The organism is Bradyrhizobium sp. OAE829 (assembly GCF_040546575.1).
GTDB lineage: Bacteria > Pseudomonadota > Alphaproteobacteria > Rhizobiales > Xanthobacteraceae > Bradyrhizobium.
In genome coordinates, this window is sequence record NZ_JBEPOE010000001.1 from 2,704,487 (window position 1) to 2,724,190 (window position 19,704).

17 protein-coding genes and 1 riboswitch are annotated in these 19,704 nt (G+C 59.4%); of the genes, 3 read left to right on the forward strand and 14 right to left on the reverse strand.

The genetic code is table 11. The annotated features are described in order from the left end of the window. Positions 1–677: 677 nt before the first annotated feature. From ABIE49_RS13160 to ABIE49_RS13195, 8 genes are all read right to left on the reverse strand, one after another. Positions 678–4,229 carry a 5-oxoprolinase/urea amidolyase family protein gene (locus tag ABIE49_RS13160; protein ID WP_192737505.1) on the reverse strand — a complete coding sequence of 1,184 codons (3,552 nt, stop codon included), beginning with the start codon at positions 4,227–4,229 and terminating at the stop codon, positions 678–680. A 4-nt stretch (positions 4,230–4,233) separates the two neighbouring features. Beyond that, entirely contained in the window at positions 4,234–4,875 is a 642-nt protein-coding gene (locus ABIE49_RS13165) for an urea amidolyase associated protein UAAP2 (RefSeq protein WP_192737506.1), read from the reverse strand. A 2-nt stretch (positions 4,876–4,877) separates the two neighbouring features. Next, positions 4,878–5,717, reverse strand: coding sequence for an urea amidolyase associated protein UAAP1 (locus ABIE49_RS13170; RefSeq protein WP_192737507.1), 840 nt, complete (start codon positions 5,715–5,717; stop codon positions 4,878–4,880). A 40-nt stretch (positions 5,718–5,757) separates the two neighbouring features. Further along, complete coding sequence (locus tag ABIE49_RS13175) at positions 5,758–6,549, reverse strand: ABC transporter ATP-binding protein (RefSeq protein ID WP_192737508.1); 792 nt, start codon at positions 6,547–6,549, stop codon at positions 5,758–5,760. Beyond that, positions 6,546–7,364 carry an ABC transporter permease gene (locus tag ABIE49_RS13180; RefSeq protein WP_192737509.1) on the reverse strand — a complete coding sequence of 273 codons (819 nt, stop codon included), beginning with the start codon at positions 7,362–7,364 and terminating at the stop codon, positions 6,546–6,548. Before ABIE49_RS13180 ends, ABIE49_RS13175 begins: the two co-directional genes overlap by 4 nt. A gap of 37 nt (positions 7,365–7,401) precedes the next feature. Further along, a complete protein-coding gene (locus ABIE49_RS13185) occupies positions 7,402–8,475 on the reverse strand; it encodes a putative urea ABC transporter substrate-binding protein (RefSeq protein WP_192737510.1) in 1,074 nt (357 codons plus the stop codon). 77 nt (positions 8,476–8,552) lie between these two features. After that, positions 8,553–8,665: riboswitch (guanidine-I (ykkC/yxkD leader) on the reverse strand. Positions 8,666–9,251: 586 nt separating this feature from the next. Next, complete coding sequence (locus ABIE49_RS13190; protein ID WP_192737511.1) at positions 9,252–10,211, reverse strand: tripartite tricarboxylate transporter substrate-binding protein; 960 nt, start codon at positions 10,209–10,211, stop codon at positions 9,252–9,254. A gap of 59 nt (positions 10,212–10,270) precedes the next feature. Next, complete coding sequence (locus tag ABIE49_RS13195; RefSeq protein WP_192737512.1) at positions 10,271–11,557, reverse strand: CaiB/BaiF CoA transferase family protein; 1,287 nt, start codon at positions 11,555–11,557, stop codon at positions 10,271–10,273. 146 nt (positions 11,558–11,703) lie between these two features. On the opposite strand from ABIE49_RS13195, the gene ABIE49_RS13200 reads away from it, so the two are divergent. After that, positions 11,704–12,666, forward strand: coding sequence for a LysR substrate-binding domain-containing protein (locus ABIE49_RS13200; RefSeq protein ID WP_210337378.1), 963 nt, complete (start codon positions 11,704–11,706; stop codon positions 12,664–12,666). Between the two features lies 1 nt (position 12,667). Here ABIE49_RS13200 and ABIE49_RS13205 read toward each other — a convergent pair whose 3' ends face one another. Further along, positions 12,668–13,927 (reverse strand): CaiB/BaiF CoA transferase family protein, encoded by a 1,260-nt coding sequence (locus ABIE49_RS13205; protein ID WP_192737513.1) that lies wholly within the window; start codon positions 13,925–13,927, stop codon positions 12,668–12,670. 222 nt (positions 13,928–14,149) lie between these two features. Between ABIE49_RS13205 and ABIE49_RS13210 the strand changes: the two genes are divergently transcribed. Both ABIE49_RS13210 and ABIE49_RS13215 read left to right on the forward strand, forming a co-directional pair. Beyond that, positions 14,150–14,893, forward strand: a complete 744-nt coding sequence (locus ABIE49_RS13210) for a glutathione S-transferase family protein (RefSeq protein ID WP_192737514.1) — start codon at positions 14,150–14,152, stop codon at positions 14,891–14,893. A gap of 11 nt (positions 14,894–14,904) precedes the next feature. Next, positions 14,905–15,540: a 2-hydroxychromene-2-carboxylate isomerase gene (locus ABIE49_RS13215; protein ID WP_192737515.1), complete on the forward strand. Its 636-nt coding sequence runs from the start codon at positions 14,905–14,907 to the stop codon at positions 15,538–15,540. A 137-nt stretch (positions 15,541–15,677) separates the two neighbouring features. Here the strand turns inward: ABIE49_RS13215 and ABIE49_RS13220 are convergent, their stop codons facing one another. The 5 genes from ABIE49_RS13220 to ABIE49_RS13240 all read right to left on the reverse strand — a co-directional run bounded on the left by ABIE49_RS13220 (position 15,678) and on the right by ABIE49_RS13240 (position 19,623). Beyond that, complete coding sequence (locus ABIE49_RS13220) at positions 15,678–15,875, reverse strand: FAD-binding protein (protein ID WP_192737516.1); 198 nt, start codon at positions 15,873–15,875, stop codon at positions 15,678–15,680. Between the two features lie 145 nt (positions 15,876–16,020). Continuing rightward, entirely contained in the window at positions 16,021–17,007 is a 987-nt protein-coding gene (gene trxB, locus ABIE49_RS13225; protein WP_192737517.1) for a thioredoxin-disulfide reductase, read from the reverse strand. A 16-nt stretch (positions 17,008–17,023) separates the two neighbouring features. Continuing rightward, entirely contained in the window at positions 17,024–17,923 is a 900-nt protein-coding gene (locus tag ABIE49_RS13230; RefSeq protein WP_354066812.1) for an ABC transporter permease, read from the reverse strand. A 3-nt stretch (positions 17,924–17,926) separates the two neighbouring features. After that, entirely contained in the window at positions 17,927–18,745 is an 819-nt protein-coding gene (locus tag ABIE49_RS13235) for an ABC transporter ATP-binding protein (RefSeq protein WP_502915994.1), read from the reverse strand. 11 nt (positions 18,746–18,756) lie between these two features. After that, positions 18,757–19,623 (reverse strand): ABC transporter substrate-binding protein, encoded by an 867-nt coding sequence (locus ABIE49_RS13240; RefSeq protein WP_354067477.1) that lies wholly within the window; start codon positions 19,621–19,623, stop codon positions 18,757–18,759. Positions 19,624–19,704 lie beyond the last annotated feature (81 nt).

Here is a 19,704-nt window from a genome sequence, read left to right on the forward strand (position 1 = left end):
GCATTGATTTGATGGGCGCACTAGGGCTCGAACCTGGGACCCGATGATTAAGAGTTAGCAGGTCCTAGGGCGATAATCCGGTGCACGATCCCAAATTCCCTAAACGTTTTATCACCGCACCAGTTTCGCACCAGAAACGACCTGAACAAACCAAAACAAACACGATCGAAATCGAACAAAAACAAAGGAAAATCAACGAACCCGATCGATAGTCTGCCGCTCATAACGGTCTGGTTGCAGGTTCGAGTCCTGCCGGGCCCACCAAAAATCAATGGGTTAGTTCGTCCTGCTTCATTGCCCACTCAACCACCGCACCAGAAACGCCCGGCTTCGTCGCTCATTGCCGTAGTCCAGTGCCCGCAAATTAATGTTTCCCGTTCGATCGGGCTATGGTCTCTCCTCTTCGATCGTAGACTTGGCGGCAATATCGCACAAACAGGCGAACCCGCACTGCTGCTTTGTTCATCGCACGGCCCGTCAACGGTCGGCTATGTTTCGTGATGGACCGCTTTGCGCCAGCAGCGGTCATTGAACGACTGATAAGCTTTTCACTCATACCCTATCAGTCAAGAACTGGCTCGATTTACCATTTGCTTATCAGTTGCGCCAAGGCGCCCATCCGCCTCGCGCCGGCAGTAGCCCTGGCTATCGTCCGCCCCCATCATCGCCAACTCCCTTTAGAAAGAGTTGATCACTGCCACAACGTCGCCTGCGCGCAATGTCTGCCCGGGCTTGATGCGGATAGATAGTATGCGACCGGCGACGGGAGCCACTATGCTGATTTCCATCTTCATCGACTCGATGATTGCAAGCGCATCGCCAGCCGCGACATCTGCGCCTTCATCCACCAGAACTTTCCAGACGTTGCCCGGCACCTCCGAAAACGCGCCTGTGTTGCCATCCGGAATATCCTCGGCATCAGCGCCTGCGCTTACTCCGATATCGTCCGGCACCTTATCGATACGCATATCCTTCCAGCGTTGACGTTCGGCCTCGAAGGCCGCTTGCTGCCGCTGCTTGAACGTCGCAATGTCGTCGCGGTCACGGGCCAGACCCCTGGCATAATCAGCGTAGGAAAATTCGCCCTCTTCGATCATTAGCGGATAGGCGCCGTGCGGAAACGCCGCGCGAGCCTCCAGCAATTCCTCCGCACTGACGGGAAAGAAGCGAATCTCGTCGAAGAATCGCAGCAGCCAGGGATGCCCCGGCTTGAACACCGGCGTGGTTCGCCATGTATTCCACATTTGAATCGTGCGACCGAACAATTGATAGCCGCCCGGCCCCTCCATGCCATAGATACACATATAGGCACCGCCGATGCCCACGGCATTTTCCGGCGTCCAGGTGCGCGCCGGATTGTATTTCGTTGTGACAAGCCGATGACGCGGATCGACGGGCGTTGCCACGGGCGCACCAAGGTAAACATCGCCCAGGCCGAGCACGAGATAGCTGGCATCGAACACGATCCGCTTAACATCGTCCTCACTATCCAGGCCGTTTATGCGCCTGATGAACTCGATGTTCGATGGACACCACGGAGCGTCGGCACGCACCAGTTCTTGATACTTTTGCATCGCCATTACGACCTCCGGATCGTTCCACGACAATGGCAGATGCACGATGCGACTCGGCACTTTCATGGCATCGACCGGCGGCAGGCTCCGTTCGAGCTCTTTCAAAACATCAAGCAGGCGCCGGCGCGAAAGGACATTGCTATCATAGTGAATTTGCAGCGATCGGATTCCGGGCGTGAGGTCGATGACGCCCGGCAGATTCACGTTGGCGACAGCTTTTGCCAGAACATGAACGCGAAGCCGCAGCGCGATATCGAGTTCCATCGGACCATATTCGACCAGCAAGTTGTCATCGCCGGCCCGCCGATAGATCACCGGGAGTGGCCCGTCATCGCTACGTCCAACAATGGCCGATCCGAGAGCCGGGTTTCCATTCAATGCCAGTGGCCCGCCAACCGGATCGTCTTTCCGGGTAACAGCAACGAAACGGACGGTGTCGCCGGGCCGAAGCTGCCCGGTTTTCCAGAGTTCGTCGCGCGCCACTACGACAGGACAAACGAAACCGCCGAGGCTAGGCCCGTCAGGGCCGAGAATGATCGGCATGTCACCGGTGAAATCGATTGATCCCACCGCATAGGCATTATCGTGGATGTTGGAAGGATGCAGCCCCGCCTCACCGCCGTCCGCTCGCGCCCATGCCGGCCTGGGCCCCGTCAACCGCACGCCTGTGCGCGCGCTGTTGAAATGCACCTCGTATTGCGCGGAGAACAATGTTGCGATGTCATCGTCGCGAAAGAAATCGGGTGCTCCATGCGGCCCGTAGATCACTCCAATCTCCCAATTGCGGGTCAATACCGGGCGCTGAGTGCTGGTCAAAGAGCGCGGCGTCTTCAAACCGCCGGTATTCGCAGCGATATGCAACACGTCTCCCGCCTTCAGCGCGCCGGTGGCATGGCCGCCGAACATGCCGAGTGTGAACACCGCGCGTGATCCGAAAATCTCCGGTGCGTCGAATCCGCCGCGCACGGCGAGATAGCAGCGTTGGCCCGCGCCCTCGATTTTTCCGACCGCAAGCGTCTGACCCGCCCGTATTACGACGGGTGAACCATGCTCGACCGCGACACCGTCGAGCTTCGTCGACATCTGCGCACCGGCAAGACCGATGGTGGCGTCCGCATTGAAGCGTAATGTCGGCCCGTTGACGGTCAATTCCAGTGCGGCTGTCGTCTCGGGGTTCCCGACGATGGTGTTGGCCAAGCGGAACGAACGCTCGTCCATCGGGCCACTCGGCGGAACGCCGACGTGCCACAGATGCAACCGGCCCGGCAATTCCTGCAATCCGGATTGCGCGCCGGGAGCCAGCACATCGACGGTCCGCGGGGAAAACACAAAATTGTTCAGCACATTGGTAGCGACGCGCCCGCTGCGGAAGACTTCCGAGCTGGCGATTGCGCGGAGATAGCCAAGGTTGGTTTCGATTCCAGCGACGGTTGAGCGTTCCAGCACGCTGACGAGCTTTTCCATCGCGTCCTTGCGCGTGTCCGCCGCGACAATCACCTTCGCCAGCATGGGATCGTAAAACGGCGTGACCTCGACCCCGGTTTCGATCCAGCCGTCGACACGCGCATCCTTCGGAAAATGGACACGGGTCAGGCGTCCGGCGCTGGGACGAAAGCCAGCATTGGGATTCTCTGCGTAGACCCGCACCTCGATGGCCGCGCCCTTGGGCACAAGCGGACTCAATCCACCCAATACATCCTCACCGGCGGCCTGCCGCACCATCCACTCAACCAGATCAATGCCGAACACGGCCTCGGTCACCGGATGCTCGACCTGAAGTCGGGTGTTGACCTCGAGAAAGTAGAAATCCTCGCGCTCAACGTCGTAGATGAATTCCACCGTGCCAGCGGACTCGTAGGCAACGCTCTTGCCGAGCGCCACCGCTGCTTCATGAAGTCTCGCGCGTATCTCATCGCTCAGACCCGGCGCAGGTGTTTCCTCGATCACCTTTTGATTGCGCCGCTGCAGCGAGCAGTCGCGCTCGCCGAGCGCCACCACGTTGCCCTTGCCGTTGCCGAATATCTGCACCTCGATGTGCCGCGCCTCGGCGACAAACCGCTCCAGATAAACCCGCGCATCGCCGAAGCTCGCCCGCGCCGTGCGCTGCACGGCGGCAAAGCGTTCACGGAGTGTATCGGCATCATAACAAAGCTGCATGCCGATGCCGCCGCCGCCTGCGGTGCTTTTCAGCATCAACGGATATCCGACATTTTCGGCTTCAGCCAACGCCTCCTCGACGGTCTCGAGCAGTCCGGACCCGGGCAGAAGCGGAACGCGACTTAACCGCGCGATCTCGCGGGCCTTGTGTTTTAACCCGAACGCATCGAGATGCTCCGGACGCGGCCCGATGAACGCGATGCCATGTTCGGCCAGCTTCTCGGCAAAACCGCGATTCTCCGAGAGAAACCCGTAACCCGGATGCACCGCCCGCGCGCCGGTCTTCAGACACGCGGCGATGATCGCATCGTCGTTGAGATAACTCTCCGCGGCCGGCGCGGGACCGACTCGCACCGCCTCGTCCGCGTCAAGCACAGGCCGAGTGAACCGATCGGCATCGGAATAGACGGCAACCGACGCGATGCCCATGCGGCGCAGTGTTCTGCCTATCCGCCCAGCGATTTCGCCGCGGTTGGCAATCAGGACTTTGCTGAACATGCGATCAGTCCTCTTGCGCTTCGAAGATCATCACCTGGATCGGCGTCGGAAAGAAGCCGTTGCATGGATTGTTGATCTGCGGGCAATTGGAGATCAGGCACAGCACGTCCATCTCCGCGACCATTTCGACATAGTCACCGGGCTTTGAGACGCCGTCGACCACAGTGAAATTGCCGGACGGATCGATCGGCACGTTCATAAAGAAGTTCAGGTTCGGCACGATGTCGCGCTTCGACATGCCGTGTTTCGCCGCCTCGATCAGGAAATTCTCGCGGCAGGCATGGAGATATTTCGTGCCATGACCGAAACGAACGGTATTGCTCTCACACGAACAAGCGCCCGCAGACGTATCGTGCAAGCCGCAAGTGTCCGCGGTGACGCGCAGCATGACGTGCCCCTCGTTGGACATGATGCGGGTGCCGGTGCTGACATAGGCGGAAGCTTGCGCGCGCAAGGTGTCTTGGGCGCTGTAACGCTCCTGATAGTCGTCGGCGCTATAGAACAGCGTATCTACCGCCTGCTGGCCGTGGCTGTCGATGATGCGCAGTGTTTGTCCCTTGCGAATAACGATTGACCACGGAGCGTTGGCGGGAATTTCCACGTCGACAACAACGCGCCCAGTGACGGGTACTGAATGAATCGCCATGGTCACGCCTCCGCGCCGGAATTAAGGAAGAAGGCGTTGTTCTCGAAGGCGCGCGCGGCTTCCGCGCTTGCCGTGCGGCAAAGGTCGTCGGCCCTCACGCGTCCTGCGCGATAGCGTACAATCTCCGCATCGCCCGGCGCATAGGTCGGCGACGGGTCCAGCGGATGCGGACAATTGGACAACGCCACCAGCACATCCATCTCGGCGCGCAGGTCGATGAAATCGCCTGTCTGCCGGCGGCTTGGGTCCCACTGGAAGCGTCCTTCGGCGTCGACATTCACCGGCGCAAAGAAGCTGATGCACGGATGAACGTCGCGGCGGTCAAGGCCCAGTTTCCCGGCCGCGAGAATGAAATTATCGCGCGTATTGCGAAGGGTACGCGTGTGGTAGCGGGTTTCGTTGGTTGCCGTTGTCGAGCCGCCCGCTAGCGCGTCATGCGCGCCGCCGGTGGTGTCTTCCACAATACTGAACAGCACGCGGCCCATATCGGACAGGATGACGCGGCCCTTGCGCAGGCTGGCCGCCCATTGAACCTTGATGGTATCCGCATGATTCAACCGTTCGCTTGTATCGGCCGCGCTCCATGCCAGCAGACAGATGCTGGATGCACCTCCGGTGGTGATAAGCCGCAGCGCCTCACCGCAGTTGAGCCGCGTAGTCCAGTACCAGCCGCCGGGAATGATCTCCCGATGAATGATCGCCGATGCGACGATGGCCGCACCGTCGCGCGGTGTCGGCGGCGGCAGGGCACGCGGCGCGTGGCCCTGCCCCGCCGCTTTCAATTCCTCGTAGCGCTTTCTGTTGGCCGCGACCTCGGCCTGCTGCTCGTTGGTCAGGATCATGGTTTGCCCTTCTCAGACAGACACGCCGGGCCGTCCCGGCTCATGCTCCTTTTTTGGCCGGGTCGTCCCGGCCAGAGCGGAATGTTGCAAGCTGCCGCACCTCGGCAGTGCGGCGAGGAAAGATTTCGAGATCGCGCGAAATAGTGGCGCCGTAGCGCTCGCGTTCCTCGGGCCGGTTGCGGTTACGCTCGAATGCGATCACCCGCGTCGCCAGCCGGAAGGCTTCGCTGAGATCATGCGTAACCATGACCACCGTGAGTTCGGTCTCGTTCCATAGCCGCTTCATCAGCACATGGATGTCGGCACGAATGCCAGGGTCGAGCGCACCGAACGGCTCGTCGAGCAGAAGAATTTTGGGACCGCGCATGATCGCCTGCGCCAGCGCCAGCCGCTGCAGCATGCCGCCCGAAAGCGACGCTGGATACTTGTTTTCCTGCCCGGCTAATCCCACTTCCGCGAGCAAGGCCATCGCCTCATCGACCGCGGCACGGCGCGCGGCGCCGAACAGGCGGCTGACGATCCTGGCATGCTGCAACTCACGTCCCAGCAAGACATTTTGCAGCACGGTCAGATGCGGAAAGACGGAGTAACGTTGGAACACCACGCCGCGGTCGGCATTGGGCTCAGGAGAGAGCGGCACACCATCCACGAGAATTTTCCCGCGCGTCGGGCTTTCCTCGCCAAGCAGCATGCGCAGAAACGTAGTCTTGCCACATCCTGAGGGACCGACAAGCGCGAGAAATGCGCGTGGCTCGACGTCGAGCGTGATTTGTTCGAGCACGATGTGATCACCGTACTCCTTCCAGACATTGTCGAAGCGGATCCCGCTCATTCCGCCCTCACCGACGCGAACCAGGGAAACGCCTTGCGCTGGAGCAGGCGCAGTCCGGCATCCATCAGGAAGGCAAGAAGGGTGATCCAGATCACGTAAGGAATAATGATGTCCATGGCGAGATAGCGCCGGACCAGAAAGATGCGGTAGCCAAGTCCAGAATCGGAGGCGATGGCTTCGGCGGCTATCAAAAACAGCCACGCAGGTCCAAGCTGGAGCCGCAGCGAGTCGATTAGTCTCGGCAGGATTTGCGGTGTCACCACGCGCAGCGCCATCTGCCATGTCGATGCGCCAAGCGTCTGCGCCTTGATTAGTTGCTCGCGCGGCAGCTCCTGCACCTTCATCGCGAGATCGCGGATGATACAGGGCACAGTTCCGATCACGATCAGCGCGATCTTGGAGTTTTCACCGAGGCCCATGACGATGAACAGGATGGGAAGCAGCGCCAATGGCGGCACCATCGACGTCACCGAAACAAACGGACCGAGCAACGCATTCGCGCCCGGCAACAGTCCGACCACAATTCCCAGAACCAGCGCGGCGACAGTCGAGATTGCCAGCGCCGAGGCCAGTCGGCCGAGACTCGCGACCGTGTCGGATAACATGAGATACGCGCCGGTACGCGTATCGGCCTGAAATGCCATCTGCTTCACCGCCTGCGCCATACTCGACAGCGCAGGCAACAACTTGTCATTCGGATTTTCCGTCAGCCTCGCATTAGAACCGAGAAAGTATGCGACCGCCAGCAGCACGAACGGAAGTGCGGCGAGATAGAACCGCACCTGCCGGCCCGGCCGGATGTTTACGAGTCGCATGGCCGTGCTCCTGTCGAAGCTGCATCCAATGCTCCGGTCAGAGCTTGCCCTTCGCTGCGGCGTCCATGTAGGTAGCATCGAAGCGCAGCTTCACATTGGCCTTGTCGCCAAGCACCGACTTGTCGCCAAGCTCGATGCCAACAGCGTCAACGGACTTCGCGCCCTTTCCGAGCAGCTCCTTTTCGAAAAGGAACTTGCGCACGCGGTCCATCGTTGCCCCAACAGTCTTGCTCTTGGTGAAGGCTTCCGCGTCCGCGGCCTTGTCGAACAGTTTTGTCGATGCGAGCTGACTGTCGAAGCCGGCGAGATCGGTGCCGGACGCCTTGGCCATGGCTTCCTTCGCCGCTTTGCCATCAGCACCTGCCGCATTCATCTTGGTGATCGTCTCGTACCAGATGCCGACGAGCGCCTTGGCAAAGTCCGGATTTTCCTTCACCACCGCGGTATTGGCGACCATCAAGTCCATGATCTCGCCGGGAATCTGCGATGAATCGAACACCTTCTTCGCATCCTTTGCGCCGAGAATTTCGGATACGATGGGATTCCATGTCACCACCGCGGTCACTTCCGGCGTCTTGTAAGCTGCCGCAAGATCCGCATCCGAGGTGTTGACAACCTTGATGTCCTTCTCGGCGAGCTTCTTGGTCTCAAGCGCGCGTGCCAGCAGATAGTGCGAGACCGAGAACTCCACCAGATTGATCTTCTGGCCCTTGATTGCCGCAAGGTCGGACTTCCCCTTCAGGATGATCGCGTCGTTGCCGTTGGAGAAGTCACCCATGATGACGGCGGTAGTATCGACACCGCCGGCCGCGGGAATCGACAGGGCATCCATATTGGTGATGGTTACTGCGTCGAAGGCGCCGGCGGTGTACTGGTTGATCGACTCAACGTAATCGTTGAACTGCTTCACTTCGATCGTGATGCCGTATTTGTCCGCCCACTTCTTCACGATGCCGGTATCCGCCGCATAGCCCCAAGGCATCCATCCGACATAGATCGACCACGCGATCTTGAAGTCCTTCTTCGGTGCTGCACAGGCAATCGAGGTGAGCGCTGCCGTCAGCGCCGCGGCAACAACGACGGAGCGGAGAAAGGATGTGAGTTTGTTCATTGCAGATCCCTCTTGTAAAAAATTACAAAAAGGGAATGGCGATAGACCATCGCTCCGCCAATCCCTTGGCCAACGAGGTCTCCCGGGCTTTTGTCCCGCCGTGCACCTGTGGGGATGTCTCCCCCACAAGCGGCCGCTCTCGGACCAGCACCCTGCACTGTGCAAAGCCGGAACCCTAGCAACCAACTCAAACACATTAATGCAGAAGGCGTGCCAAATGAAAACTCATTCAAACGCAACGATTTTTCGGAAACGCGTGCTTGACCGTTTTTGCTACCCGAGCCCTGTCTAGAGGCAATTGCCTAATAACTGCGCACCCTGTGCACCTAATTAAAACTGTCTTTTGCGGTTCGGCTCGCGCACATTTGGTGATCTTCCGGTGCGCGAAAGGAATCTCCAGTGTGTTTGATCCGAAGCATGCTGATCACATTGGTGCGCGGCCTGCATGGCAGGTTCGGCTTGTTAGCAAAAGACGATCAGGGGAATTTCTCCAGTGCGCTCTACAAGCCCGCGTCAGAAAGCTAGAATTACAACCAGCGAACGCCCCGGGGACGTGGCGCGCGACGGTATTTCTTGACGTTTGCTCAGAATACGCGATGTCTTCCTTGCGCCAAGAGCCGCCGCTCGGACCTCGCAGAACGATCCAAAGTCCGGCAACGCCGGAAAGTGAGGAAGCTCGAAGCCAATAAAGTATAATGCCTTATGCAGACGCAGAAGGCCTGCTTAAGCTGTCGGTGTGGTTGCCGGCAATCATCGGCCCGGTCCGGCGGAGATAGTTATTTTTGAGTCTCGACGGCCAGCACTTTCTTCCAGCGGGCGGTCTCCGCTGTCAGTTTTGACTTCAACCCCTCCGGAGTGGCCTCCTCACGGGAAACAGCGAGCGCACTGAGCTGACGAAACCGCTCCAATACGGCCGTGTCCGCGAGCGCAGCTTGCAACGCAGATGTCAGCCTTCGCCTGACCTCTTGCGGCGTCCCCTTGGGCGTGTAGATCCCGTGCCAGATCGAGAGCTCCATCTTCCCGAGGCCCGCCTCATTCACGGAGGGAACGTTTGGCAATGCCGGTATTCGGTGGGCTGCGGTGACGGCATACGCCCGAATCTCTCCCGCCTGAATCTGGTTCGTCGTATTCGTCGTCTGGTCGCACATGAAATCCACCTGCCCTCCAAGCAAATCGATCATGGCCGGGCCCGTCCCCTTGTATGGGATAGTCAAAGGTTGCGCGCCAGTTTCAGCCGCAAATAGCATGCCGCAGATATGCGAGGCCGTGCCGGCGCCTGCATGGGCGTAGGAGACCTTATCTCCCTGTTTGACGGCGTATTCGACCAGCTCCTGCAGGGTGTTCGACGGAAACGAGCGTCGTGCAACAATCGTCATCGGGACATCAGCCACCAGCCCGATGAACTCGAAGGCCGTGAGCGGATCGGTCGAACCGGGATAGAGAGTGGGCGCTGTCGACATCCCTATGTGATTGAGCAGCAAAGTGTAACCGTTAGGTTCGGATCTGGCCGCTCGCGCCGAACCGAGCGTACCGCCCGCTCCGGCTACATTCTCGACGATCACGCGCTGGCCCAATTCGCGACCCATCTTCTCCGAAACGATGCGTGCCACCGTGTCGGTTGGCCCACCGGCCGCGTACGGCACGATCATGGTAATCGGTCGGTCTGGATATGATTGCGAGAGGGCAGGCACCGAAAGCCAGCACAAAGCTGACAATACACAAAGTATTTTCCTCATGTAGCTTCCTCTCTTCTAATTACTTTTAGTTGCGATCATAGAATGGCCGCGCATCGAAGCTAGACAACTCCCAGCTCCGTCAGCCTTTCGATTTCAGCGCGAGAGAGATTGAGCAGGTTCTCGTAGATCTCGAGATTGTGTTCGCTCGGCATAGGGACACGGGTTTCGTGTCCAACGTCCGCTCCACTGAACTTCAGCGGGAAGCCCGCCGCCAGCGGCCCATCGGCGGCTGGAAAGTTCGGATTGCGGACCGGCTGGAACATGCCACGGTCGCGCAGATGCTCCCAGGCAACCACCTCTTCGATCGAACGGATCGGCCCGCACGTGATGTCCTCACTGTCCAGTTCGGCAATGATTCGTTCTGTCCGACGGCTACGTGTCCATTGCGCGACGATTGCATCGACCCTGTCGTTGTTCTCGATGCGCCAACCCGCGTTCATGAAGTCGAACGAAGCCAAGAGATCCTCGCGCCCCATGACCTTAAGTAGCTTGCTCCAGTCGCTCGACGTTCCAGCGCCTATCGCAACCGAACCGTCGGCGGTTGGGTAGGTGTTGAAAGGCGAGAACCTCGCGATCCGGTTGCCTTGACGATGAGCCAACCCAAGCTCGCTATAGCACTCGAACGGCTCATCGAAGATCAGTGACACCAGGCAATCGGCCATCGAAACATCGACAAACTGACCGAGACCGGTGGCATGCCGCTGATAAAGCGCACCGAGGATGCCCGCCAACGCGAACGTCCCCGCGATACCGTCCGACAGTGATGCACCGGTCTTGCTGGGCGACCCGGGCGGGTCGCCCGTGATACTCATCATACCGGTCGCCGCCTGCACCATAAGATCGAACGCCTTCCGATGACGGTCCGGTCCGGTTGCCCCGTAGCCCGTGATCGAGCAGTACACCAACCGCGGGTTAACCTCCCGGAGCGTCTCGTAATTAATCTTTAGACGGTCGGTGACTCCGACTTTGAAGTTCTCGACAAGCACGTCGGCCTCGCGGACGAGCCGTAACAGGATGTCCCTTCCCTCGGCCGCCTTGAGATCGAGCGTGATCGACTTCTTGCCGCGGGCGCGTTTGAGATAGGCGATGCCGAGATCTCCGTCAGACCGCCGGTCGAACGTAACGCCGTCTGCACCGAAATAAGGGGGCGCACCGAAGGTCGGATCGCCACCGCGCGGCTCGTCGATTTTGATGACCTCGGCGCCCATACCCGCCAGAAACAACGTTGCTTGCGGACCGGAAAGGAAACGGCTGAGGTCAAGAACGCGGATGCCTTGCAGAATGGCCGGTCTCAGATCGACGGAGCCGTCCAGCCCGCTCGCGGGGCGGTCACTTGTTGTAGCCACGTTCGACTCCAAACTTGCGCATTCCGCGACACCTTCATCGGACCCGAACAAATCGTCCAATACCCATTAGGTCCCATTCGATACGTATGACGAATGCTTGGGATACCTGCTTCCTGCGGATCACGAATTTCTGGTAGTCTCGTGCGATGAACATCGAGCTGAGGCATATCAGGTACTTCGTTGCCGTCGCGGAGGACCTTCATTTTGGGAAGGCTGCCGAACGCCTAGGCATCTCCCAACCACCATTGAGCCAACAGATCCTCGCCCTGGAGCGCGAGATCGGCGCGCGGCTATTCGAAAGGTCGAACCGCCGGGTTGAATTGACGGAAGCGGGAAAACTTTTCCTCAAGGAGGCGAGCGATATCCTGGGAAGGGTCGACAGCGCCGCGGCCCTCGCTCAACGAATGCATCAGGGACAGATCGGCGAGATGAAGATCGGATTCTTCGGCTCCGCACCGTTCGTCGACGAGTTTCAACAATTGGTCTTCGACTTCCGAAAGCAGCACCCGATGATCCATCTCGTGCTGCAGGAAATGCCGACCTACCAGCAGGTGGACGCAATTCTCAATGGGCGCCTCGATGTGGGGTTTGTCCGTCCGCTGCAGCCGAAGCCCGCATCCATTCAGTCAGTCGAGATTTCCCGGGAGCGGCTGATGGTGGTCATGCGGTCCGACCATCCGTTGGCTTTGAAAGCCGGTGACATTTCGCTCCTGGAGCTCGTCAATGAACCATTGGTCCTGTACGCGCGTTCGATCGGCAGCGGGCTTCACCAGAAAATCGTGGACCTCTGCCGGGACGCCGGCTTCACTCCGAACGTGGCCCAGGAAGCCAATGCGACTCCCACAATGATGGGCCTGGTCGCCGCCGGCATCGGAATATCGATCCTGCCGGCTTCACTCGAGCGTCTTTCGTTCGAAGGTCTGATCTTCAAATCGTTGCGCGAGCCCAAAGCGCAAACAGCCGTTTGGATCGCCAAGCGCTGGGACGACCGCTCCTCCTTGGTGCGCCAACTATTCCAGGCGGCAGCGCGCCTGAAGTCGAAGGACGACGTCCCTCCCGCTGGGTCGAAAGACAACCCCAAAAGGCGGCAAAGCCGCAGCTCAAAATAGATCAAACGGCATTCCGCAAAGATGCATCCTTCACGAACACCTTTTGTTCGTGAAGTTCGGAGATTTCACCCGGCGACAGTCCCAGCTCCTTCAGCACCTCGGTATTATGCTCCCCGAGCCGCGCGGCGGATAATTGCCCCGTTCCCTTCCAGGCCGAGAAGCGGGTCGGCATCCCTGGAATCTTGAACGACCCGAGAAGCGGATCGACGGCGGTGCGCACCGTACCGCGTTCGTTCAAATGTTCGAGCGCAATGACTTCGTTCAGATTAAGCACGGGAGCGGAAGGAATCCTTTGTTCTTCCAGTTTGGCGAGGCAAGCCGCCCTTGAACCGACCGAGGCCAGCCATCCTTCGAGAATATCTTTCAATAGACCGTTGTTCTTGCGGCGCATACTCGCCGTGGCGAAACGCGCGTCGTCGAGCAGCTCCGGCATATCAAGCGCTTTGATAAGCTGCGGCCATTGATGGGCCAGCGACATGAGCGTGATGTATTGTCCGTCGCCGCACTTGAAGATGCCTGTTGGCCCTCCATCGGGATGCTGGGAGCCCGTCCTCTGTTGGGTGTACTTGTCTCCCAGCATGGAGACGCGCGGAATACTCGCCTCATGCATATGGAAGTAGGTATCCAAGAGAGTACTTTCCACATGTTGCCCTTCCCCGGTTCGCTCCCGGTGAAAGAGGGCAACCGCGATCGCCATCGCGGCGGATACGCCCGTCGAGACGTCCCCGATCGCCATCGTCACCATCGCGGGAGAACCGTCAGGCTCGCCGATCATTCCGGTGACGCCAGCATATGCCTGTCCAATATAGTCGTAGCCAGGCTTCCCGCTGAGTGGTCCCGATTGACCGGCGAATGAAATCGAACACATTACCAGCCTTGGATTGATCTTCTTCAGATCCTCGTAAGCCAAGCCCGCCCGCGCCATGACGCCAGGGCTGAAATTCTCGACGAGGACGTCCGCCTGTTCGATCAGGCGCTTGAGGATGTCGCGCGCTTTCGGATTCTTGAAATCCAACGCGATTCCACGCTTCGAATGGTTGTGCTGGAAGAAGTAGGTGCTGTGCGGTGCAGCCCCCTCCTCCGGCTGCTTCGGCTTTACGCCCTGCACGCGGGACCGGTCACCGAACGGGGCAAGCTCGACCTTGATCACATCGGCCCCAACCTCGGCAAGAATTCGCGATGCGGTGGGCCCGGCGACGAACTGCGTCATGTCGATGACTTTGATACCCGAAAGCATCTGAAGCATTCCATCCAGCGCCATGACGCCTCCACACGCGTTTTCCAAGAAACCGTTCCTCATGGGATAAGCGCCCGCCTGGCGGCGGTCCAATATGAAACACAACTTTATCAAGACGGATTGCGACCTATGCACCTGGCCCGCCAGTCGTTTTGCGAATGAACTATGTCTTGGATCGTCTTGGACGACGCTTTGAGGCTCGCATAGCGTTCGCAAGTCCGAGAGAGGCTACCAGGGAGGCGCGTCTTGCTTAGGCTGTACTTTTGGCCGACCCCGAACGGCTACAAGATTTCGATCCTTCTGGAGGAACTTGGATTGCCCTATGCGGTCGAACCCGTCCACATCGGCAAGGGCCAGCAGTTTGCTCCAGAATTCCTGCAGGTCAGCCCGAATAACAAAATCCCCGCGCTCATCGATCCCACCGGGCCGAACGGCAAGCCCTATAAGCTGTTCGAGTCCGCAGCAATTATGTTGTATCTGGCGGAAAAGGCCGGATACCGGTTTTTACCACAGGACATGGCTGCAAGATTCGATGTTGTACAGTGGTTGATGTTTCAGGCGGCCAGCATGGCACCGATGTTGGGCCAGGCTCATCATTTCCGTAAATATTCGCCAGACAAGATTCCCTACGCGATCGACAGATATACGTCCGAGGCCGCCCGCCTTTACCGCGTCATGGAGACCAGGCTGTCAGATCATGCATATCTAGCCGGCGAGTACTCCATTGCGGACATGGCTGCCTATCCATGGCTTCGCGCGCACTCTTGGCAGGGACAGAAGCTCGAGGATTACCCGGCGATACAGCGCTGGTACAACGCCGTCCGAGAACGCCCAGCGGTCCAGCGCGGACTGGCCGTGTTGGATGAGCGGCTTCAAAAGAACAAGAATCCGCCGATGGGGAAGGCCTGGGACAATTTGTTCGGAAGCAACCAGTTTTCGGCAGCGCCTAGCCATCGTGACAGCGACGCGGCAAAACCAACGGAAAGCTAGGAGGACGCATCATGATCAAGACGATCGAATTTTACTGGGATCTTGGAAGCACCAATAGCTATTTCGCGCTTCATCTGATCAAGCCTGTGGCGGAAAAGCATGGCGCGAACGTCGTGCCGCACCCCTACAACCTCGGCTACGTGTTCCGCAAACAATCGTATGTCTTGATGGAGGAGCCGAAGGTGAAGCTTCGCGCGCGGAAGGTCGACCTCATGAGGTGGGCCAAACGCTATGATTTGCCCTTCAGCATGCCGACGAAATTCCCGATGAAGACGAGTCCGGCACTGCGCGGCGCGCTCGCCATGCGCCGCTTCGGCAGGGAGTGGGAGTTTATGGAGCACATCTTCGCCGCATACTGGGAGAGAAACGACGCTTCTGTTGGTGAGATCGCCGGCCTTAAGCCCATCGCGTCCGGCTTAGGGGTCGATCAGGACCAATTCGAAAGGCTGGTCGAAAGCGATGAAATCCGCGACGAACTCGTTTCCGAGACCGATCGCGCCCTGGAACGCGGTGTGTTCGGCGCGCCTACCTTCTTCGTCGGCGACGAGATGTTTTGGGGCAAGGACCGAATGGAGTTTATCGACGACGAACTGACGTCCCCCTCTGCCCCGCGCGTACGGCGTTCGCAAACCAGCACAACGGTGTGACGTCCGCTGGGTGATGCAGGCGAAACGCGCCTTTCCAATCGTTCATCGCCAGGGGCGTGTTGGTGCGCCCGGTCCGATTTGCAGGCCAGGAGCGTCTGTCCGGTATCGTCAGCAATTTGCCCGGATTCATGATGCCATCAGGATCGAAAGCACGTTTCATCGTGAGGCTGCCCGGCACCTGTAAGGCCTGTATTCCCTCCTTGCGGCACAATCGGGGTTTTTGTTGCGGCGCAAATGGCAACGACCGCAGCCATTTCCTCGGTCGTCGCCGGCAGGACGACCGCCGGCACACGGCCTCCCCAATTGTCGCGCCAGGTCACCAGATGCGGCTGCATGGCCTCCGGGTCGGTGATCAGACCTCGCTCCCCACGTTCGGACCGATCACCTCCTGTTGCAGCCGATCTGGATCTCGTAATAGACCAATCGCAGACTTTACCAAAACAGAACTGGTCTCAACCGGCATGCCGTATACCTTTTCGGTCAAGCAAATGCTGCGACCGCACCCGCGTCCGCTTTCTTCGAAGCCGCATGTAGCGTAAGGAAACGGTCTGCTTCGAGCGCCGCCATACATCCGAGCGCCGCGGCCGTTACCGCCTGACGGTAGGCGCCATCGGCTACGTCACCAGCAGCAAACAGCCCCGGCACGCTGGTGGTGGTCGTTCCCGGCTTTACCTTGATGTATCCATCGGCATGGAGATCGACCTTCCCCTCAAGGAGACCGCTCGCCGGCGCGTGTCCGATCGCCACGAAGACGCCGTCGATGTCGACCCTGTCAAGGCTGCCATTGAGGCAGTTCCTGACCATGATTCCGTCGACCTTTGCGGGCCTTTCCTCACCGATGATTGAGTCAACCTCGCTGTTCCAGCGAATCGAGATTTTTGGATGAGCAAACAGGCGGTCCTGAAGCACACGCTCGGCGCGGAGCGTATCGCGACGGTGGATCAACGTAACGCCGCTCGCGATATTCGCGAGATACAGCGCCTCTTCCACGGCGGTGTTGCCGCCGCCCACGATGGCCACCCGCTTCTCACGAAAGAAGAAGCCGTCACAGGTGGCACACGCCGAGACGCCGAAGCCCCGGAATGTCTCCTCCGAGGGAATTCCGAGCCATTTGGCCTGCGCCCCAGTGGCATAGATCAACGCGTCGCAGATATAGACGTCTCCGCTGTCTCCGAAGAGCCGGAACGGCCGCGACGCCGTCTCGATCGAAACGATGTGATCGTAGATGATGCGCGTACCCATGTGCTCGGCCTGGGCCTGCATTTGCTCGACCAGCCAGGGGCCCTGGATGACATTGACGAAGCCTGGATAATTCTCGACATCCGTGGTCGTTACGAGTTGTCCGCCGGGCTGCATGCCCGTGAGAAGGATCGGATGGCGGCTCGCACGCGCTGCGTAAATCGCAGCGGTGTAGCCGGCCGGCCCCGCGCCCAGAATGATAACGTCGGTCTTCAATTCACGCGACATGTCTAACCTCGTTAATTTAGAACTTCTGCATTCCCCACCGCCGCACGGTTCGGCGCTCGATAGTCCGGAAGATCACGCTTTCGACGAAGAGGCCGATCAGGATCACGCATAGCAATCCCGCGAACACGTTCGCCGTCTCGAGATTGTTGCGGTTCTCGTAGATGAACCAACCAAGACCTCCCTGTCCGGAACTAACGCCGAACACCAGCTCTGCCGCGATCAGCGTGCGCCAGGCGAACGCCCAGCCGATCTTCAGGCCGGCGAGAATAGACGGCAGCGCCGCCGGTATCAGGATCTCCGCGACGAGAGACAGGCCTCCGAGTCCGAAGCAACGACCCGCCATCCGCAAGGTCTCGCTCACGGATTGGAAGCCCGTATGCGTGCTGAGCGCGACCGCCCACAGCACGGAATTGATGATGACAAACACCAGGCTTCCCATACCAAGGCCGAACCACAGCAAGGCGAGCGGTAGAAGCGCCACGGCAGGCAGTGGATTGAACATCGATGTCAATGTGGACAGCACGTCGCTGCCAAAGCGGGTGGTGGAAGCCAAGATCGTCAGCGTGGCTGCCGCCAGGAGGCCGGCTGAATAGCCGATCATTAGCACCTTCAGGGTCATCATGACCCGCATCGCCAGGCTGCCGGATACCAGCGACGAGACGAGCGCGACGATCACCTCGGAAAGGCGCGGCATCATGAGCGCATTATCCAGATACGTCGCGTAGGCCTCCCAGAAAGCACCGAGGATGCCGACGACGATGAGGCGCCTGACGACGGTGCTCTGAAAGATCTGGACGTGCAGCGGAAGCGGAATTTCGGCATTGGCGGCCGGCTCGACCACGCTCAGGAGCTCGAACTCGTCGCGAATGGGAGGAAGCACAAGCGCCATGTCTGCGGCACGATCGATAGTCGTCATACTTTATCCTTTCGGATGCCGGGGACAGGGCGTGAAAAGCATTTGGTGAATGCGACTGCAGAGAGTTCCGAATTCGCCGCCCCCCTGGTCGGCATAGGCAAATTGATGGGCGTTGATCTCCGCCCGCACCTGACCCGGATGCGGCGTCAGCACCAGGATGCGCGAGCCGACGATCACCGCCTCCTCTATCGAATGCGTGACGAAGAGGATGGTCGAACGCGTGTCGCTCCAGAGTTCCAGAAGGTCGTCCTGCATCTTCCGCCTGGTCAGGGCGTCGAGTGCCGCGAACGGCTCGTCCATCAGCAGGATCTTGGGCTCTACCGCCATGGCGCGTGCGATGGCGACACGCTGTTTCATTCCGCCCGAAAGCGTATGCGGGTAGGCGTCGGCGAATTTCTCCAATCCCACCTTCGCGGTGAATAGTCTGGTCCGGTCCATGATTTCCGACGACGACCATCGCCCGACCTTCTGCATGGGATATGCCACGTTCTGATGAATCGTCTTCCACGGAAGTAGCTGGTCGAACTCCTGGAACACCATCATGCGATCCGGACCCGGAGCGTCGATGATCCTGCCGTCGAGCCTGATCTCCCCGGACGCAGGCTTCAGAAAGCCCCCGACGGCTTTCAACAGCGATGACTTCCCGCAACCGGACGCGCCCAGCAGGATGAACCTGTCGCCTCGATAGACATCGAAGCTGACGTCATAAGCCGCGGTCACGATACTGCTATCGGTCTGATACCGCAGCGTCACATCCTTCAGGCTCAGCACCGGCTTGATATCCGGCAGGTTGCGGGCGTCCTTGACCTGGGGCTGATTCATCATATTCATGCTCAACTCCCTATGCGTTCTTGGATGAACGGAAAGAATACGTCCTGCCACTTCGTAGGTTTGGTCTTGAGTTGACCGGTGCGCTGCATGAACTCCGCGTAGGCCATGACGCCTCCCGGCGCCACGCTGAAGATATTCTCGGGATCGCGCAGTATCTTCTCCACGTATGCGGGCGTCATGGACTTTGATGGCTCCAGCTTCAGGTAGAGCGCGGCGGCCTTCGTGGGATCCGCTGCAATGCGCGCGATTGCGGTATCCATTGCCCTCACCATGGCCGCGGACACCTTCGGATTCTGCTCGACGAACTTGGTGTTGGCCGCAAGTAGAACGAAAGTCGCCGACTTGCCGAGTATCTCCTCCGAACTCAGAACGCGATGCACCCGTTTGTCGTCCGCTTCAAATTGCGCGAAAGGCGCATTGGTGAAGTGAGCCACCACTTCCGTCCCGGACAGCATCGCGGCCATCGCGTCCGGATGCGGCAGTGCGACGACATTCGTGTCGAGTTTCTTGGCATCGCCCAGATATTTTTCCGCCGCCATGCGCAGACAGAGGTTTTGTGGCGCAGTGATCGCCGGAGCCGCGATGCGATCCTGCGGCGTGAAATCAGCGAGGGTCTTGATGCGATCGAGAACCGTATTCAGCACCATCGGAAACGACGACGCGCCGGCGAGCCCCTTGACGCCGCCGCGGGTCTTCTCGTTTATGATCAGCAGGGACGGCGCTCCCATCACGCCCATATCTGCCAGGCCGGCGAGCAGTCCCTCGTTCACCGCCGTCGAACCGCTCACCCGCTGAAGTTTCAGTTCGATCCTGGGATCGCCCTGCTCAGCAAGTGCCGCTCCGAGCAGCTTTTCTTCCTCGATCATCATCAGCGGCAAGTACGATACGCCGTACTGGATGATGGCCCGAACCTCCGTGGCCTGCTGCGCTCTCGCGACAGCCGGTGCTGC

Coding starts and splice junctions, on each gene's coding strand:
- ABIE49_RS13160 (WP_192737505.1), bottom strand. CDS start 4,229: ATGTTCAGCAAAGTCCTGATTGCCAACCGCGGCGAAATCGCTGGGCGG.
- ABIE49_RS13165 (WP_192737506.1), bottom strand. CDS start 4,875: ATGGCGATTCATTCAGTACCCGTCACTGGGCGCGTTGTTGTCGACGTG.
- ABIE49_RS13170 (WP_192737507.1), bottom strand. CDS start 5,717: ATGATCCTGACCAACGAGCAGCAGGCCGAGGTCGCGGCCAACAGAAAG.
- ABIE49_RS13175 (WP_192737508.1), bottom strand. CDS start 6,549: ATGAGCGGGATCCGCTTCGACAATGTCTGGAAGGAGTACGGTGATCAC.
- ABIE49_RS13180 (WP_192737509.1), bottom strand. CDS start 7,364: ATGCGACTCGTAAACATCCGGCCGGGCCGGCAGGTGCGGTTCTATCTC.
- ABIE49_RS13185 (WP_192737510.1), bottom strand. CDS start 8,475: ATGAACAAACTCACATCCTTTCTCCGCTCCGTCGTTGTTGCCGCGGCG.
- ABIE49_RS13190 (WP_192737511.1), bottom strand. CDS start 10,211: ATGAGGAAAATACTTTGTGTATTGTCAGCTTTGTGCTGGCTTTCGGTG.
- ABIE49_RS13200 (WP_210337378.1), top strand. CDS start 11,704: ATGAACATCGAGCTGAGGCATATCAGGTACTTCGTTGCCGTCGCGGAG.
- ABIE49_RS13205 (WP_192737513.1), bottom strand. CDS start 13,927: ATGGCGCTGGATGGAATGCTTCAGATGCTTTCGGGTATCAAAGTCATC.
- ABIE49_RS13215 (WP_192737515.1), top strand. CDS start 14,905: ATGATCAAGACGATCGAATTTTACTGGGATCTTGGAAGCACCAATAGC.
- ABIE49_RS13220 (WP_192737516.1), bottom strand. CDS start 15,875: ATGCAGCCGCATCTGGTGACCTGGCGCGACAATTGGGGAGGCCGTGTG.
- trxB (WP_192737517.1), bottom strand. CDS start 17,007: ATGTCGCGTGAATTGAAGACCGACGTTATCATTCTGGGCGCGGGGCCG.
- ABIE49_RS13230 (WP_354066812.1), bottom strand. CDS start 17,923: ATGACGACTATCGATCGTGCCGCAGACATGGCGCTTGTGCTTCCTCCC.
- ABIE49_RS13235 (WP_502915994.1), bottom strand. CDS start 18,745: ATGAATCAGCCCCAGGTCAAGGACGCCCGCAACCTGCCGGATATCAAG.
- ABIE49_RS13240 (WP_354067477.1), bottom strand. CDS start 19,623: ATGATGATCGAGGAAGAAAAGCTGCTCGGAGCGGCACTTGCTGAGCAG.